The sequence below is a fragment of the Paraferrimonas sp. SM1919 genome (assembly GCF_010993985.1).
Taxonomy (GTDB): Bacteria; Pseudomonadota; Gammaproteobacteria; order Enterobacterales; family Shewanellaceae; genus SM1919.
In genome coordinates, this window is sequence record NZ_WINH01000006.1 from 157,155 (window position 1) to 173,998 (window position 16,844).

Annotated in this window: 10 protein-coding genes and 1 rRNA gene; 4 read left to right on the top strand and 7 right to left on the bottom strand. The window is 40.8% G+C overall.

Annotation, left to right across the window (positions count from 1 at the left end; translation table 11 throughout):
- Window positions 1–3 precede the first annotated feature (3 nt).
- From GFB48_RS05540 to GFB48_RS05550, 3 genes are read right to left on the bottom strand one after another with little or no spacing between them, the layout of a single operon-like run.
- Window positions 4–1,080 (bottom strand): hypothetical protein, encoded by a 1,077-nt coding sequence (locus tag GFB48_RS05540; RefSeq protein WP_163932354.1) that lies wholly within the window; start codon window positions 1,078–1,080, stop codon window positions 4–6.
- On the bottom strand, window positions 1,077–2,270 hold the full coding sequence (locus tag GFB48_RS05545; RefSeq protein ID WP_163932356.1) for a caspase family protein: 1,194 nt from the start codon (window positions 2,268–2,270) through the stop codon (window positions 1,077–1,079). Before GFB48_RS05545 ends, GFB48_RS05540 begins: the two co-directional genes overlap by 4 nt.
- A 15-nt stretch (window positions 2,271–2,285) precedes the next feature.
- Window positions 2,286–3,458, bottom strand: coding sequence for a hypothetical protein (locus GFB48_RS05550; RefSeq protein ID WP_163932360.1), 1,173 nt, complete (start codon window positions 3,456–3,458; stop codon window positions 2,286–2,288).
- 145 nt (window positions 3,459–3,603) lie between these two features.
- Here GFB48_RS05550 and GFB48_RS05555 point away from each other — a divergent pair, with 145 nt between their 5' ends.
- Window positions 3,604–4,644 carry a hypothetical protein gene (locus tag GFB48_RS05555; RefSeq protein WP_163932363.1) on the top strand — a complete coding sequence of 347 codons (1,041 nt, stop codon included), beginning with the start codon at window positions 3,604–3,606 and terminating at the stop codon, window positions 4,642–4,644.
- A 29-nt stretch (window positions 4,645–4,673) separates the two neighbouring features.
- Window positions 4,674–5,237 carry a hypothetical protein gene (locus GFB48_RS05560; RefSeq protein ID WP_163932366.1) on the top strand — a complete coding sequence of 188 codons (564 nt, stop codon included), beginning with the start codon at window positions 4,674–4,676 and terminating at the stop codon, window positions 5,235–5,237.
- 102 nt (window positions 5,238–5,339) lie between these two features.
- Here GFB48_RS05560 and GFB48_RS05565 read toward each other — a convergent pair whose 3' ends face one another.
- The 3 genes from GFB48_RS05565 to GFB48_RS05575 all read right to left on the bottom strand — a co-directional run bounded on the left by GFB48_RS05565 (window position 5,340) and on the right by GFB48_RS05575 (window position 14,348).
- Window positions 5,340–13,205 carry a carboxypeptidase regulatory-like domain-containing protein gene (locus tag GFB48_RS05565; protein WP_163932368.1) on the bottom strand — a complete coding sequence of 2,622 codons (7,866 nt, stop codon included), beginning with the start codon at window positions 13,203–13,205 and terminating at the stop codon, window positions 5,340–5,342.
- 181 nt (window positions 13,206–13,386) lie between these two features.
- Complete coding sequence (locus GFB48_RS05570; protein ID WP_163932371.1) at window positions 13,387–13,554, bottom strand: hypothetical protein; 168 nt, start codon at window positions 13,552–13,554, stop codon at window positions 13,387–13,389.
- A 293-nt stretch (window positions 13,555–13,847) separates the two neighbouring features.
- Window positions 13,848–14,348 (bottom strand): SCP2 domain-containing protein, encoded by a 501-nt coding sequence (locus tag GFB48_RS05575; protein ID WP_163932373.1) that lies wholly within the window; start codon window positions 14,346–14,348, stop codon window positions 13,848–13,850.
- Window positions 14,349–14,508: 160 nt separating this feature from the next.
- On the opposite strand from GFB48_RS05575, the gene GFB48_RS05580 reads away from it, so the two are divergent.
- Both GFB48_RS05580 and GFB48_RS05585 read left to right on the top strand, forming a co-directional pair.
- Window positions 14,509–15,504: a peptidase U32 family protein gene (locus tag GFB48_RS05580; protein ID WP_163932376.1), complete on the top strand. Its 996-nt coding sequence runs from the start codon at window positions 14,509–14,511 to the stop codon at window positions 15,502–15,504.
- A 2-nt stretch (window positions 15,505–15,506) separates the two neighbouring features.
- Window positions 15,507–16,382, top strand: coding sequence for a U32 family peptidase (locus GFB48_RS05585; RefSeq protein WP_163932379.1), 876 nt, complete (start codon window positions 15,507–15,509; stop codon window positions 16,380–16,382).
- Between the two features lie 301 nt (window positions 16,383–16,683).
- On the opposite strand, the gene rrf is transcribed toward GFB48_RS05585, so the two are convergent.
- Window positions 16,684–16,799: ribosomal RNA gene (gene rrf, locus GFB48_RS05590) — 5S ribosomal RNA — on the bottom strand.
- Between the last annotated feature and the right edge of the window lie 45 nt (window positions 16,800–16,844).

Genomic DNA, 16,844 nt, shown 5'->3' on the forward strand with positions numbered 1-16,844 from the left:
CCATCATCCATGAGGTTTAATATCAATATGGACAAATGTACTCTCTACATTTGCTTTATTTACTTCTAACCAGTCTAAAAACAGCTCAAGCTTGTCAGATTGATCGCCCTTCAAAGGTTCATCTCCAACCTGTAATGCAGGCAGCTGCGCTGGAACTTGGAAGTGTTCATTAGCCCTCAGCAAAACATAATAATCGGTTGTCTGTTGATTATGATTATTTAATGCAGCTTTAAACCATCTACGTTCTCCACTAGGAAAATCAAACTGTTCACTAGGAGCTTTTTGAATACCTAACAGGGGTGCAACATTGCCGTTTTTATACACATTGATCAGTTGGAAATACTTTTTACCATGGGGCTGGATACTCATTTTAAACCTGTCATCTTCAGTCAAACGGTTTACTGATTCCGTCTGCCAATCTGGTGTGCGCTTTAAGAATCCCAGAGCTTCCCCTGCATGGTCAAAATGGATATAGGAGAATAACTGATTTTGATCAATTAATTCAGAAATGCCATCAATGGTTAAATACCACTTACCATGCTGCTTTGATAAGCCAATATGAACATCTTTAGTATTAGCAGCAGCAGGGTTTACCAATCGGCCATTAAGCTGTTTGATGGCCATGGAATCCACTAACGTAGCATTACCCATAAAATTAAGTTTGCTAGGCAAACCATTCCATTTACGAGTCAGCTTAGCAGCAAATTTCTCGGTAAGGTTTCTAGTATCCACTGTTACCGTAACCGAGTAAGTATTCGTTAGCTCATCAAACGTATGGCATACGTCCATGCCAGTAAAAGTAAGATCTGAACTTACGCTTACACTCGCGACCGTATCAGATTGATACTCATCACCTGTTAGCTGCTCACGAACACTGTCCATAGTGCTGACATCAACTTGAACTTGATTAGCTATCTCTTTTAAAGCAACTTGAACCGCTTTCTCACGATCGGCATCCGTCGCGGCTTTAGTAATCACACCCTCTTCATCACTCTCAACGGCACACTGCTGTTGGCTATTGGCATGGAAACTTATACTAACAGCAAGAGATAACAACAAAATATTGATTACATTTTTCATAGTTTTATCTCTGCTAGAGTCTTATTTTTCTTAATATTAAAATCAGGGGTTTGCTTACTTAGGCCATTCAAGCTGGTATAAACGGCCATTTTCGAACCCACATATCTCTCTAGTTCATCTAAATCGACTTTATTATCACCATCTTGATCTGCCCCACCTTTTAAGCCATCAAGTAAGTAATAAGTAAATAAGCTCGAATTAGAATCTTTATGTTTATGACTGACTTGCTCAGCGCTTGAACTAGTAATAAAAGTCGCGCCGATGCTGCTTTGCAGATCAGAGTAATCTTCTTCTACAATCATGGTCGCTTTAATGCCGGTATCGAGCAGCCATTCCTCGCCACCCGCTGTCTTACCAGAAAAACAGGTATCTAAAATTACGGTAACATTGGCAAAATCTAAACGCTCAATACTGGTATAAAAATCTGTCATTGAATAGGCAAACTCGTTTATTCGTGACATCTGATTATCTTTGAGGTCTACCGGAACTAAATAGGAACCAGTATTTTCACTATCGGTAGAAGGGGCGCCATGACCTGTGTAATAAATTAATACTTCAAGATCTGGGTTAAACTGATGCAAAGCACTTACGGTGTCATAAATAGTGCCTTTAAAATTGCCTTTTTCAGTTCCAAAAAGAGTGTTTAAGCCCGTTGAATTTACATCTAATTCTTTAACGACCTTATCAAAGCCTAAGGTTCTCTTGGCGTAATGCTCAACTAAATCTAAATCATTTTTTACAAAATCAATATCGGGCAAAGATTCATAGCTAGCATTACCAATGATGAAAGCAACAGAGTTAGTCTTTTTAACTAACGCTTCAGGAGCCGCATCAAATAACTCCCTTGCCATTGGCGATAGCGGATCTAATTGTGCTATTTGGTAAGTAACCTTCTTTAATAGTTGATTCGGCTGATAGCTATAGCTCTCCCTAGCGTCTTCATCAATCACTCTTTTAGGTGGCTTACGGGGGCGTTCAATATATTTATAAACAGGTTCTTTAGGAGGAAGGCTGAGAACACCATCATTAGCTTCAATAGCCAAGGCCTGTTGTAACAGTTCCTTAGCTTGTTGAAACTTCCCTTCTGTAAATGCCTTTTGAGCATCGTTGTAAAATTTGTAAGCAGATTCAGATGCAAACAAATAACAAGGTGTTAATGCTAATAATGTCGCAAGTAGCTTAGATTTCATCAGCCTTCCCTCTGATTACCAAACAATAGAAACAGAAGCTGAAGACATTGTCTCTTCTTCATCTGAGAAGTTTGTAATCAATGGATTAGCTAAAATATTACGCTTCTCCATTGCTACATCTAACAGAATATTGCTAAAGCTTAGCCCTGCACCAACAGATTGACTTTCATAACCATTTGAAGGGATCAGGCGAATATTACCGTTAGTTAAATCTGTTTTAGAAGACCCCGCTCGTAAAGTTAAACCAAATACATCTGAACTTGGAGTAACATCAACCTCTAAACCAAAGGCTTGCTTATCGTATTCAGGAGCCAAGTACTCACTTACTGGGTATAAGCTGTTATTACGAATTTCTGCACCACCGAATTCTAATAAACCATACTTTAGCTTCTCAAAGTGAGCCGAAAAGTTCAGGTTCACTGAAATATCACTTTGAATTAAAGGTAAGCCTGCACTCACACCGTAACTCATGGATTCAGGGCGACTCGCTAGAGTATCTTGATTAACAGCATCAGCTTGCTCTTTCGAATCAGACTCTAAGCCCTGGGTACTAGAACGAAAATTCACACCTGCTTTTATTGTTACAGGATGCTTGCTTGTTTCTAAGAAACGCCAGTTACCTAATGCCGCTACTGCGTAACCATAACCAGTGCGAGCACCATTAGCATCTGCATGCTCAGCTAACGATGTAAAGCTTTGTACAAACTCATCATCAATATTGATCAAATCAATACCAGCGCCTAGATAAATGTTATCTGTTAAGCCAAAGCCGTAAGATAATTTCAATTCTTTGTAGTCAGATTTAACTCGAATTAAATCACCATTATGGCTAACTTGTTGGCCCCACTGGTATGGCTTAAAGTACGCAATACCAAAGCCTTTATAACTAAATGCAGCATATTTGATGTCTTGCTTAGTTGAATAAAGGCTAATTTCACTGCTATTACCTGCTAAGTCAGCGCTAATAAAGTCACCATACTCCACAGTAAGATCCGCATAATCGCCCACCAAACCAAGTGCTGCAGGGTTATACCAAATAGCACTACTGTCCACTACATTAGCAACAGCTGCTCCACTCAAACCCATAGCTCGTGTACCGGGTACTGAAAATCCATCTTCAACTGCAACACTATCAAAGCATGTTGTAGCAATAACTACAGCCAACGCTGTTAAGCTAAACTTCTTCATTATTAATCCTTTAATTTAAAATACTTCTCAAACATGTTAACTTTAATGAAAATGTTGATAACAATAAAGAAGTTATAATTAATAAACACCTAATCCAACCATTACCAGCTCAACAGATAAACAAAAATAACCAATTAGCATCATTATGATTAAAGTTATAATATCCTTAATATTTTACTGCTTTTTTTCCACATTTTTATCTGCCGCCCCTTGTTGGATAAATGATTTAAAAACCATGGACTATCACGGCGCAATTGGAACATATAGAGATCTTGATATAGGTTTTTCATCACCTATATCAAAAGCGAGAGAGAGAGCCGTAAAAAGCTTACTTAAGCTAGAAAAACTTCCAATAGAACAAATAAAAACAAATAAATTGCAAAGCGTTGAATCAATAGATATTAATGGCAGTACAATATACTTCGCGAATGAGCTTGTAGATAGTGGTTATATTTATAGTTTTGCTTATTTCGCAGATAAAAAAGTAGACTTTAATACCAAATGTGAGATACAAAGCTGTAAATTTGAGCAGTGCCAACCCTCTTGGTTATGCCACTCTCAAGGTGTGATTGGCGCCAGCTATTCAACTTCTACCCCCGATAAGCAAATTATTAAAGCTCAGCAAAACGCATTTAAAATAGCCAACCTAATCAATGGCATAGAGGTAGATAGCTATCAAACACTTAAAAGAAGTGCTACCCCAAAAGCCACTTACCATCTGTCACAACACGCTAGCGTTGAGGCATTAGCTCCTACACAGAATTCCCATTATCAATTGTTAAATCAGTGCAAATATAATAATACCCTTTTAGTAAACATTTCAGTAAAAGAACTCGGATACAAGTTACCCGAAACAATTATTGATCCTAAATGGTTAACCAACCCAAAGTATTCAAATATGGATGGAGCAGTAGGCTCCTCTATCCTCCCTACTGCTGATGGGTTAATTTCTTCACAGATTAATCTTGCAATAAAACGCGCTGCCGTTCAGCTTGCAAAAGAGAAAAAAATATATATTCGTTCAGAGTCTGTAATCGTCAATGTTAACGGTAGAATAAAATTAGAAGACATCATTACAGAAACAACCAAAACTAATTTAAATATAAAGCTAAATGGTTTAATATTTAAACCACTTGATAATAACTTTATAGGTGTTCACGCCTGGGTAGTTAATATTCAAGAGTAAATGGAATTCACTATACTTCGGAGTAAACAATGAATAAATTTAAGTTAGCAGTTCTTGCTACCCTTACCGCAGCAACAATTACTGGTTGTTCTTCAACACCAGAGAATAATTTACCAAGTTGGGTAACCCTTCCTGTAATTGAAGATGGTATTGCAGATACTCAATGTGTAGAAAATACTGCTGGTATGAATCTACTTAAAAACAAAGCAACCGCTTTGGCCCGTGCAGAGATTGCTAAAATCCTTGAAGTTAAAGTTCAAGCCATGGACAAGAATTACAGCAGCCTTGTTGATACTAACAAAGGATCGGTTGTAGAAAGCAACTTTACCGCTGTTTCTAAGCAGGTGGCTAATCAATCTCTAACTGGTACTAAAGTCGCTAAAGTCGAATATGTAGATTTTGGTGATGACAATAAAAAGCTTTGTGTAATGGTGACACTAAATGAAGCCAGCCAACAACAAGCATTCAAACAAGCTGTTAAAGATTCAGGTGTAAAGCTATCACCTCGCAATGAAGATGTGCTTTACCAAGAATTTAAGGCACAGCAAGCTCAAGCCGAGCTAGAAGCGGAAATCAATAAGCAAAAAGGCTAAGCCTTTTTACTTATCTAGTCGCAAATTAAAAAGCGCCATTTAAAATGGCGCTTTTTTTGTAGCTGATCAGTGCGCCTGCTTAGTCAAACAGCAGGCTAACCGTTAGTTTTGCATTGCAGGCCTAGTTGGTAGCCATACCTGTGACTCACCATAGTCCACATCCCATAACGCTGAAACGTCATCATTAGTGAACAATAACTGCATGGTTTTCACCGTATCGCCTAAGCTAAATTGCAGCTGACCAGTTTCGGTTTCAGTCCACTGGGTGAATACCATATCCCCTATAGCGATCCACTCGCTGCCATTGTATTGCAGCTCCTGATAACTCAAACTGCCATCTTCATTAAATGACATCTCTATATACTTATCTGCTATTAAATGATTAACCCATACTTTCCCAGTTATAGCAGAAACATCTAGTGCTTTATAGGTTGACACATCTAATTCTGGTTTACCGTTGTTATCAAAACTAATGCCTCCCTCTTGAAAGTAGGCTCTAGGGTAAGCGTTATCATGCTGTAAAACCCATGTAGGGTTTTCCTGGTCAATCGCAACTATTTTAATTTTTCGGTAATTACTTCCTTCACTACCAAAGCTTAATAATCCTTCAGCACTGTAGCGTGGCTCAGGGAAAAACCTTCTTTCTTCTACAGAAAAGCCCCAACCCCAATCCTGAGCGATATTATCATTACGCCAACCATAAAAAGGGGTCACTGACGCAGCATGAATTTCACTAAGATAAAGTTCTTCATAATTCCATGTATTGAAAAGCTGCTGATTATTATCAATATATTGGGCACGTTTGGGACTTATAATGTAACCACCAACAAAGCTTTCCACAAAGCCTATATCTGCAAGCTTGTAAGTCATATCTGAGCGGTGTTTTGGAACTTGAGGCAGCTCATTATAGAAGCTATATATACCTCTTCTGCTATTCTGGTCCAGAACAGCTGAAGCTTGTCGATGCATCTCAACCTTGTCATCAAAGACATCTGCTAATGAAGCTATCAAATACCAGTTCTGCCCATCTATATTCAATTTTAAAGTGGTACCATAATAACTATAGGTTTCCCCACCAGCTGTGCTGGTATGCATTTCACTTTGCAACCAGTATTGATAGCTTGCTGAGCTAACATCTTTTTTCGTCGGCTGACAGCCTACTAATTCACAGTCACTACCAAGATGAAGCCATTCTGAGGCGCCAAAATCTGCTTTAAAGAATCGGTAACCTAGTTTCGATTCATCAACGAAAGTTATTTCCGTCATATTATGTGAGTTATCAGCATCTTCTGTCACCAAATAGTAAGTATTCCCGATAAGGTCTTCAATACCTATACCTGTATCCATATTTCTCAATATCATAGGCTGCTCAAAAGTACCAAACACCAATTCAGTATCGAAATGACCATAACCTAATGAACGTTCGGTGTCATCTTGTAAGCCGTTATCATCCGAGTCGACAAATATCGAGACCGTTACCGTAGAGTTTAATTGACCTGCATCTAACCATCCTGCAAAACCAAAATACCCAGTGTCATGATCAACCGGCATCACAACATCGCCATTGCTTGTTTTCACAACCGCTTTCAAATCGGGCAGAAGCGGGATGGCATAACCAAAGCGGTTTTCCAGCGTTAGTACTCCGCTCATTCGATAATAATCAAAGCCCTGAGCATACATTACATTTGTGGATGGAACGTCTAGCTGCGACTTTTCAAAACCCAAGCTCGATAAATCCACTTGGCCCTGTTCGTCATAAACAATATCTATAGAGTTGCCAATAACCGACTCAGTCCCAGTCCAATCAAATGCTATATGGCTCTTACCGAATCCACTATGAGCTATATGCCAAAAGCCGCTATTATCACAAGCTATATCCCGAAGCCATTGAATATCCCCTACCTCAGCGCTATAGCACTCATATACAACCCCGCCGTCAGCGCTAAAAGTCAGCTTCATCTGCTTTAAGGTTTGATCAGGACTAATTGGTAAACTATAAAAGTAGTCTTGCTCAATAAGTAGTGTAGGAGCACCAGGTTCAACCAAGCCAGTACCAACATAACGCATATCCCATAGGTCGCGCACCCCGTTTGGGAAGTTTAAGCTGGTTCTAGGGTTTAATAAGCCATCAAGCTTATTAGTATCGCCATTTATTGGATTAGTGATAACAGTGCTTAATATGCCATCAGGGGTATTATCATCAGGTAAGCCTTTGGCATAGTCGATTACCACCCCATCGTAAGCAATAGCCACCCCATCATAAAAGCTTTCACCAGCTCTACTAGGAAAGTTGTAAATATCAGTATCGGTAAAACGCGTCTGTTGATAGGAGTAGACATCAAAATAAAAATCTTCAAATAAAAGACTATTCTTTATATCGATCATTCCATGCTTGCTGGTTACTACCCCGATATCAGATACTACGCCATCAAAGCTTCCTTCTACTTCCCAACCCGAACTAGGAGTAGAGCCATAATATGAGTCTTTAACCACAGTTCCATTAAATATACTTGTATTAAGAATTTTTGAATGCTCAATATAACTCTTATTAAATCTCGCCGTATCGATATAACTATCAACCACTGAAGAGTTAGAGTAATACCCAGCAAAAGCAGCATTAAGCTCACTATTTTTTACTTCTGAGGTATACACTCTAAATATTACCTCAATATCATTTTTCAATACCAAGTAATCAACTTGACTGTCAACAATATATACATCACTACTTTTTAAATTTTCATCATCTGGAATATTTGGATGCCCCTTTATGACAATAGGCTTGCCAAACTCACCTTCAAAGCGACAGGAATCAAAAGTAATATCTTTCCATTCTTGGAGGTCCAACAAGAGGGTAGTGCCTGCTTCAACAACACAGTTTGACAGAATACTCTCTCCTGAAATTACAAACTCGTTATTGCTATTTGAGTTATGACTGCCAATAACAAGGCCATTCGTATAATTATTCACAGGCTTAGAACTTGAGTTAAGCGGATCCGTCCCCAAACTTAGCTCTTGATTATCTGAAACACCATCACCATCGGTATCGGTTAGAACAGGGTTTAGCCCCAGCTCTAGCTCTTCAACATTACTGATGCCATCTCCATCGATATCTTCATCTTCATCATCAGTAATACCATCTCCATCAGTATCAATGGCTCCATTAGGGTGCGAGTTTGGGTCCAATGGGCTGAAAATAACTGACACACCATAATCTAAACCGAAGCTTGACAGCTTTTCTTCCTGAACATCTGCATAGCCATCATTATCATTATCCGGGTCTAGACGATCTGGAATGCCATCACTATCAAAATCAGCATTCTCAATATTACTAGAAGATATAACCGGGTATAAACGACTAGCACCTGTGGTTTTGTAGTTGGTACGCAACATAATATCTGCGATATCATGTGTGCTCCAATAGTTAGACGCAAAGTTTGTATCTTCATAGCCATCTACCCCATGGGAGGCAAAGTAACTAATCTCATCAATTACATTGTAATTAGCATTTTGGAGTTTACGTTGAAACGGAGGCCATATCTGAGAGTCTATAATTTCATTGTGTAACAGCCTCTTCACTTGCATCACAGAATGAGCAATATTCGACTGCTCAATAGTATCTGCCTGAATATGGCCATACTTAAAGTCCACCCCATGAGCAACATCAGCATAAAGAGATAGAGCACGGCTTGTATACTGTCCCTGTCTGACTTTATTTGCATTCTCTTCGGAAATACCTGTTGCAAAAGCTTGGCTGTCCAATATTGAATTTAGGTAATAATCTCCATAGCTAGATACACTTAATGCAATGCAAGACTCTTTTAGGTTTGTCTCATCGTTGGTGCAAGTTGACTCTTGCTCAATAATCACTTCAGCAGTTAAGGTCGAATTGGCAACCTTATCTGCGTAAAACATCTGATTGCCAACATCACCAGCAATCTTGACAGTAGCAGAATCAAGGTGAACTAACTCTTTCGTTCGGCTGCTAGTCGTTACCTGCTTTAGATGGGCATGTCTGAAGAGTATCAGAGACTTCTCACCCACTTTGCTGCTAGATTCCCCAGTTGTTGAGAAATTACTTGGAAGGTCAATACGATTAATTTCAACTTTATCGTCCTCTGTACCATAAGCCCTAAACTGTCCATCAACTTCAATATACCTAGCTGTATTTCGTGTCTCTTCCCCCTCAGCAACTTGCGGTGCCTTCATCATATTGAGCACAGTACCAGGCATTAGAGTTAACGAAGCCCCTGGTTCAATACGCAAGTTCGCAGTAAGTTGATATGGCGATCGAGACTTTAACCAAACCCACTGACTATCAACTAAGCCTCCTTCTACTAAAGTCGGACCTGCATAATGTTCAAATGGAATTCCGTTAACTTCCAGCGATGTTAAAGACTCATTCTCTTGGCTATCAACTGCAGTAACAAAATAACGATAGGTCGTTCCATTTTGTAAGTTTTGGTCGCTGTAGTAATTATCACGAACTAATTGACTAGTATTAACCAGACTTGGTGACTCCATAGCACTACTACTACGATATATACGGTAGCCAGCAATATCACTCTTTGATGAATGCTGCCACAATAAACCAATTTCAGAATCACCAGGGTGAGCACTTAAGCCTTCCACCCTATCAGGCGCCATTTTCACTTTGCCAGACCTCTCTCCTTCATTCCCAGCTTTATCTGTAACAATAATTCTGTACCAAAGCTCTGAACTCGGTGTAAGGTCACCTAAGGTTACCAGGTGATTGCTTGTATAAGTTTCATTTATAACTTGAGTATTAGACAATGCATCTGCACTAATCCCGTATAATAGTACAGAGCTTGCGGGTTCATTTGTATGAAAGTCGAATACTACACTTCGATTTGAAGTGCTTGAGGAGGTTTTCAAGTTCACCACACTTGGAGCCGTGCTCAGGTTTAATGCATTCGAGACCACTTGCATTTCGTTACCGGCACGATCGTTTATCAATGCTGTTACACCAAAGTCAATTTCAAAAGGTCTATCAATGATATACGCAGCTGAATAAATTCCATCTTCAGCCACGGCATCCCCTTTAACACCGTCATCATTGAGATTTAAATTGGAGAACATGTCTCCCAAATGCGCCTTCACCATAGCGCCAGTTTCACCCAAATTAAGGGTAAGAACCAGCTCATCCCCCATGGTGCTCACTGTTGACGCGACGAAGCTATCCACATGTATTTGAGTATCTAAAACAATTTCATCAACTTCATCTTGCAACAATTCTTCATTACTATTCCTGAATTCGACACTAACCTGCTGAAGCCCATCTTCATCATCAAGACTTATCAATGCTTCAGATTCCAGAGCCTTCCATGCTTGCTGTAACGTGCCATTCACACTGATCTGCATTTCACTTGCTTCTTCATGTCCAATAGTTAGATATACCAACTTGTTATTGGTAAATTCAGCCCCATCATTAATTATCACATAGGATTGACGCAGCTTTATAGCCGACAGTTCGACAAGCTCTACACCCGAATCAAGATCGATGAAACTCACAGCCGTTTCCCACCCCGATTCAGGACAATAAATCTCAAAGCGGTGCAGACCTAATGGTAACGCCTCATTAAAGTAATTATCACTAACCACAAAAGTGCTTTTATGAGCAGATTCGGAATCTGTAACATCGACCCGAATATTACTCGGACATTGATTTACAGTTGTAACTTCAAACTTCACACGGGCATGGGTTTGCTCCAAAGTCATATTTGAAGTAATGAAATCCCCAACCTCATTTACTACCACTGTCGAATCATAAGTTATAGATGAATAAAGAGCTTTTGAAAAAATCACAACATCGGCATAGTTACCCACAGGAAGTTGCAAGCTCCAGTCACCAGAAGAATCGGTGAATGTTTGATAATCTGTACCCCTAACTTTAACTAAAATATCACTATGATCAGATTTATGCGGTAATCGAGCGTTGCCTTTTACGACTCCCATCTGAGGTTCAATTTCTATTGGTAATGGTAAATCGTAATGCTCTATCTCAGGCATCACTAACGGCATCTGAAAGCTTTTATAACCAGTCTTGCTCACTTGTAACTGATACTCTGCAGGTGCTACACCTAATAAGATAAATCGGCCCTCAGAATCTGTTTGGACAGTTTGGCTATCAGCTGCCCCCACCAAAGAAACAATTACGCCATCGAGCTCAACACCGCTACTCACTACCAGACCTGATAATGAGTTCGCAACTAAATTAATGCTTTCCTCAAGTACCACTTCGCCGTTTTTTGATTCCTCAGTGATATTGACAGGAAGTGAAACAGCGCCATAACCCTGCTTATTTATTTCGACAAAATATGCCCCAACCGGCACACCAGAAAAGCGGAAAAAACCATCTGCATCTGTAACTACCGTTACCCCTATAGGGGAGAGTAGAACGGCCTGCTCTACTACAGCAGCACCTGCCGTATCCACGACTTTTCCGCTCAAACTCCCAGCAAAGCTAAGCAATTCAACTGCGTCTAGCGTAGTCGCTAGATTATTGTGAACTTGGATGTTCGTTGAAAAACTAACATGATTAGAGTCTGTGTAGTTGATGGTATAACTACCAGCGCTCAATTGATTAAACACATATGAACCATCCCTTGCGGTAATGGCTTCTTTATCTGTGCCTTCAATTGATACAATAATGCCCGCGTGCTCCATATCGCCACGGTTAGCAAAACGGGCATAACCCGCTAACGAACCTATTGGTTCCTGACTATCTTGCCTCATCAGACTTAAGCTGGGCACATTACGAGTGGTGTCCTTCTCGACCCTGAGGTTATCGACTTTATCTATCTCAAAGTCATTGGCCTTAGCAATCACACTGTAGCCCTCACCAACGGGTAAGTTAGCCAATGTATAAAAACCATTTTCATCGGTTATGGTACTAAAAATACTGCCATCAGCAGCTCGGGCGTAAACCGTAAAACCTGCAGACAAATTAAGCCCTTCACCACTGACTTGACCCGCTAAATGTCCCCTGTCGCTATGCAAGCCAATATCAACCAGTTCAGTTGTAGTTCCGGCTTCAATTCTAAAATCGATAGCTCTTGACGCATAATCGTTATGTTCAATAGTTAGAGTGTAACTACCTTCAGGTGCATTACGTAAAGTCACTTGCCCTTGGGCATTAGAGCTAATAGATTGGTTTAATTCTCTGAATGTTACCTGCGCATTGGCAACGGCTACCTGCTCAGTCACACTTACAATGTTTAAACTGACCGTACCCGTCGGGCTGAGACTACTGCTGTCAACCGTTGGGAAAAACACATCTGAACCATCAACAATAGGGATGACAGGGTTAATAATTACACCTTGCTCATTTGCGCTATCCACTACCACTAAGTCGTAATCATCACACAAGGGGACTTCAGCTTCGTAGTTACCCTGTTCATCAGTAGTAATCGGAATGACTGTAGTTAAAGGAAGAGTTATCTCGCCTTCTTGAGGGGAGGTTTGTTCATCTGTACTTTCTGCAGAGCTGTCTTCAACAATCCCCTCTACACATTGAGGCACAATGGAGATTTGCGAGGCGGTAGTTGTTGCTAGCTGTTCATCTGTATTGGAAAAAAGTTCGGTAAATGAGCTTAGTAAATGACCAAACCCAAAACCCTCTACTGCAATGCCTTGTTGCTCAGAATTAATCGTCGCCACTAAATCAGGCGAAATTATCCCTTTTATCGTCATGGTTGAACTAACAGGGGGTTCATTACAGGTCTCTGTGGTGCGGGTAATTTCAGATGACTCTAGCTGACCATTATTATTAGCATCGTCCCCCTCTGTAGTTAACACGCCACCTAAGCTACAAGCTTCACTTTTATCAAAGGTTGTCGTTACGGTAAGGGGTTTTACTGGTGTTTTTTCTGACTCAGTTGGCGCTTCTCCACTACAAGCACTAAAAAGTAAAACAAACGCAGCAGTTAACAGGCGCTTTGTGATTAACATTCTTCTTCCTTGAACAAAGTTTTACGGAACCTTACATCCTAAGGCGACCCAATTCTAGCTTAATTAACAACAAGTTAGCCCAATCGAACAAAAACAACCCAAAAATAACCAAATAAAGAAATATTTAATAAAAAAGCCTTAGTTATTAGATAACTAAGGCTTTTATTAACTAGCTGAGTGATTACTCAAAAGTTGGCCGGGTAGGTAACCAGACTTGAGAGTCGCCACTGTTATGATCCCACAAGCCAATAGCAGCAGGATTATCAACCAATAACTGCACAGTAAGGGTAATATCACCAAGACTAAACTCTAAATAGCCATTGGCATTAATTGCCCAGCTGGTAATCACCGCACCACCAACAGTTAGCCATTCGCCGCCACTGTAGCTAAGTTCCTGATAGCTCAGACTTCCGCCTTCTGTAAAGGAAGGTAAGTTCTAAATAGCTATTACCAGTAATATGTTTAATCCTAGTGCTGATAGTTATACTAGTGAATTCTAGATTTGGAGTTTAGCTTGCCTTATAGAGGTACTTAATGATCTTCAAAGAAGAGTACGTAATATTCAGAACCACATTCTGTAAATTTTTACCTCAAATCAAGATATCAACAAATCAATTTATGTTTATCCATAGCTCAGTAAAATTAGGCCGCTTGCTGTCTCTGCACAATATCTGCCGCAAAATGTAGACTAGATTGCCAAGTCTGTGGAATACAGTCTGGGTCTAATCCTAAAAATAGGTTTTTAATTTCTAGGCCTAATTCGGTATCACCGGAGATCATCAGTTTGCGCTTAAAGAACAGCGTATCTGGGTCAGCTTTGTTACTGGCAATAAGCAACAGCGACTGGCTATCAGCACTAAAAGTGACACTTTCTGTGCCGTTAGTTGGAGCAATCTGCCACTGCTCATCAACCAAACCCAATGACAGTGATAAGCCAATATCTGCCACTTCTAAAGCTAAGGTTTCTCCCTCTAAAAACTCCAGTTCACCCTCTTCTAGGGGGGCTTTTAACAAATTATTTAGGAAATATTTGGCAATACCCTGCTTAATGGTGAAAGGCATAAACTGCACGATTGGCTTAGTCACACTTGGGCCTTTAGCAACCAGCAAAGCTTCAAGTGTATTTTGTAATTGTTTAAACATAGACTGGCCCTTTTAATCGCCCTTATTGGTAAACATTGATTCAAAACAATAAAACCATACTTTACTCAATAGCGAATTTAAGTTGTTTGAACTACCTCAAGAAAAGGGCTTTTAAATCTCGCTAAGATTGTTTTTTATCAATCTTTTTCTAAGGATACCAATGGAACTTTTATGCCCCGCAGGTAACCTCGCTTCTTTAAAGGCAGCTGTTCATGCAGGTGCTGATGCTGTTTATATCGGCATGAAGGATCAAACCAATGCTCGTCACTTTGCCGGTCTTAATTTCACCCCCAAGCAGTTAATAAAAGCTCGCGATATTTGCCGCGCCGCTGGGGTAAAACTGTATGTGGCCATTAATACCTTTTCCCGTCCAGAGCAGGAACACATTTGGCATAACAGCATTGATGTTGCCGCCGATGCCAACGTTGATGCGGTGATCATGGCCGATATAGGCCTAATGGATTACAGCCATCACAAGCATAAAGGCCTGCCGCTGCATTTATCTGTGCAGGCATCGGCTACAACCGCTACTGCGCTTGAATTTTACCAGCAACAGTTTGCGATTGAACGTGCGGTACTGCCTAGGGTGTTATCAATTAAAGAAATCCAATCCTTAGCTAAACGCACCACCATGGAATTAGAAGTGTTTGCCTTTGGCAGCCTGTGCATTAATTCTGAGGGCCGCTGTTATTTATCGTCTTACCTAACGGGTGAATCGCCGAATACTTCAGGGGCTTGTTCACCAAGTAAGTTTGTTCGCTGGCAACAAAATGACGGTGAACTAGAAACCCGCCTCAATGGGTTCTTACTAGACAAGAACGATAAACACGAAGCCGCCGGCTACCCAACCATTTGTAAGGGGCGCTACCAGTGTGGTGATAACAAAGGCCACACCTTTGAAACCCCAAGTAGTCTCAACACCCTAGATTTACTGCCTGAATTACTGGCTGCAGATATCAGCTGTCTGAAAATTGAAGGCCGTCAACGCAGTCCGGCCTATGTGACGCAAGTGGCCAGTGCCTGGCGTCAGGCTATTGACAGTGTAAAAACCGACAGCACTAACTTCCAAGTTCAGCCCCAGTGGCGTGAAGCCCTAAACGAATTGGCAGAAGGCCAAGCGGCTACCCTTGGTCCATACCAAAAAACATGGCAATAACAATGAAATTATCCCTTGCGCCCCTGCCGTACTGCTGGGAAAAACAACAAGCTTTTGATTACTACCAAAGCCTTTTAGAATCCCCTATCGAGCGTGTTTACCTAGGTGAAACCGTTTGTGCGAAGCGTCGCTTATTAAAAGAAGCCGACTACCTAGCACTGGCCAAAGACTTTAGCGATGCTGGTAAACAAGTGGTATTAAGTTCGCTGTCTTTATACAGCTCTGACAGTGAATTAAAAGCCCTAGAAAACGCCGCCAATACTGGTTACCTAATTGAGACCAATGACTACAGCGCAATTGCACTGATGCATAAACTGCAAAAGCCATTTGTAGTGGGATCTGCCGTTAACTGTTATAACCTCGCCAATATGCAAAAACTGCTGCAATGGGGTGCGGTTGGTTTTAACCTACCGGTTGAACTGCCTAAACACTGGCTAGAAACCTTACTGGGGCAATGTCAGCAGCAAGGCATTCGCGACCAGTTTGAACTGGAACTGTTTGCCCACGGTTATTTACCACTGGCATTTTCGGCGCGCTGCTATACCGCCAGACAGCATAAGTTAAATAAAGAAAACTGTGAGACTATTTGCCGTCAAAACCCACAGGGTATGTTGACCCAATCTCTAGATGATCAGCCTTTATTACGTGTGAACGGTGTGCAAACCCAATCGGCTCAGAAACATAATCTATTTAGTGAAGTGCAGCAGTTAGGCGAGCTCAATCCACAATGGTTGCGCTTACAGCCAAACCTAGGCCTGACCCCAGCTAAGATTGATGAAATTCATCAGCACCTACAGGCAAATACAAACATGCCACTAGGAGCCAACGAAGTTAATGGCTACTGGCATAATGAGGCAGGGATTTCTGCGGTTTGTTAGTTTGTCTTAGTTTAGTTTTGAGAGTATTTTTAGCGGGGCTCGGCTGTTCTTGTTTGGGAGTCGCGGTGGCGACAGCACCCAAGGGGAAAGCGGGCTGCGCTCTCCGATATTCCAGGCAATCTGCGTGACCTTAATTTTCATTCGTCATAACGCTGCCGGCAGCCCGGCACTCCGTGGAGATACTTGAACATCTAATCGTAGCTTAAAAAGATCACCCCTCAATGAATACCGAATTTTAAAATATAAACGCACATACGAAAAAAGCCCCAACCTTTCGGTTGGGGCTTTCTCGATATTTAAAGCCTGGCGATGACCTACTCTCACATGGGGAGACCCCACACTACCATCGGCGCAATTTCGTTTCACTTCTGAGTTCGGAATGGAGTCAGGTGGGTCCAAAATGCTATGGTCGCCAAGCATAATTTGTTATTAACTCGCTGTTTTAGCGCGTTAATCTAATCT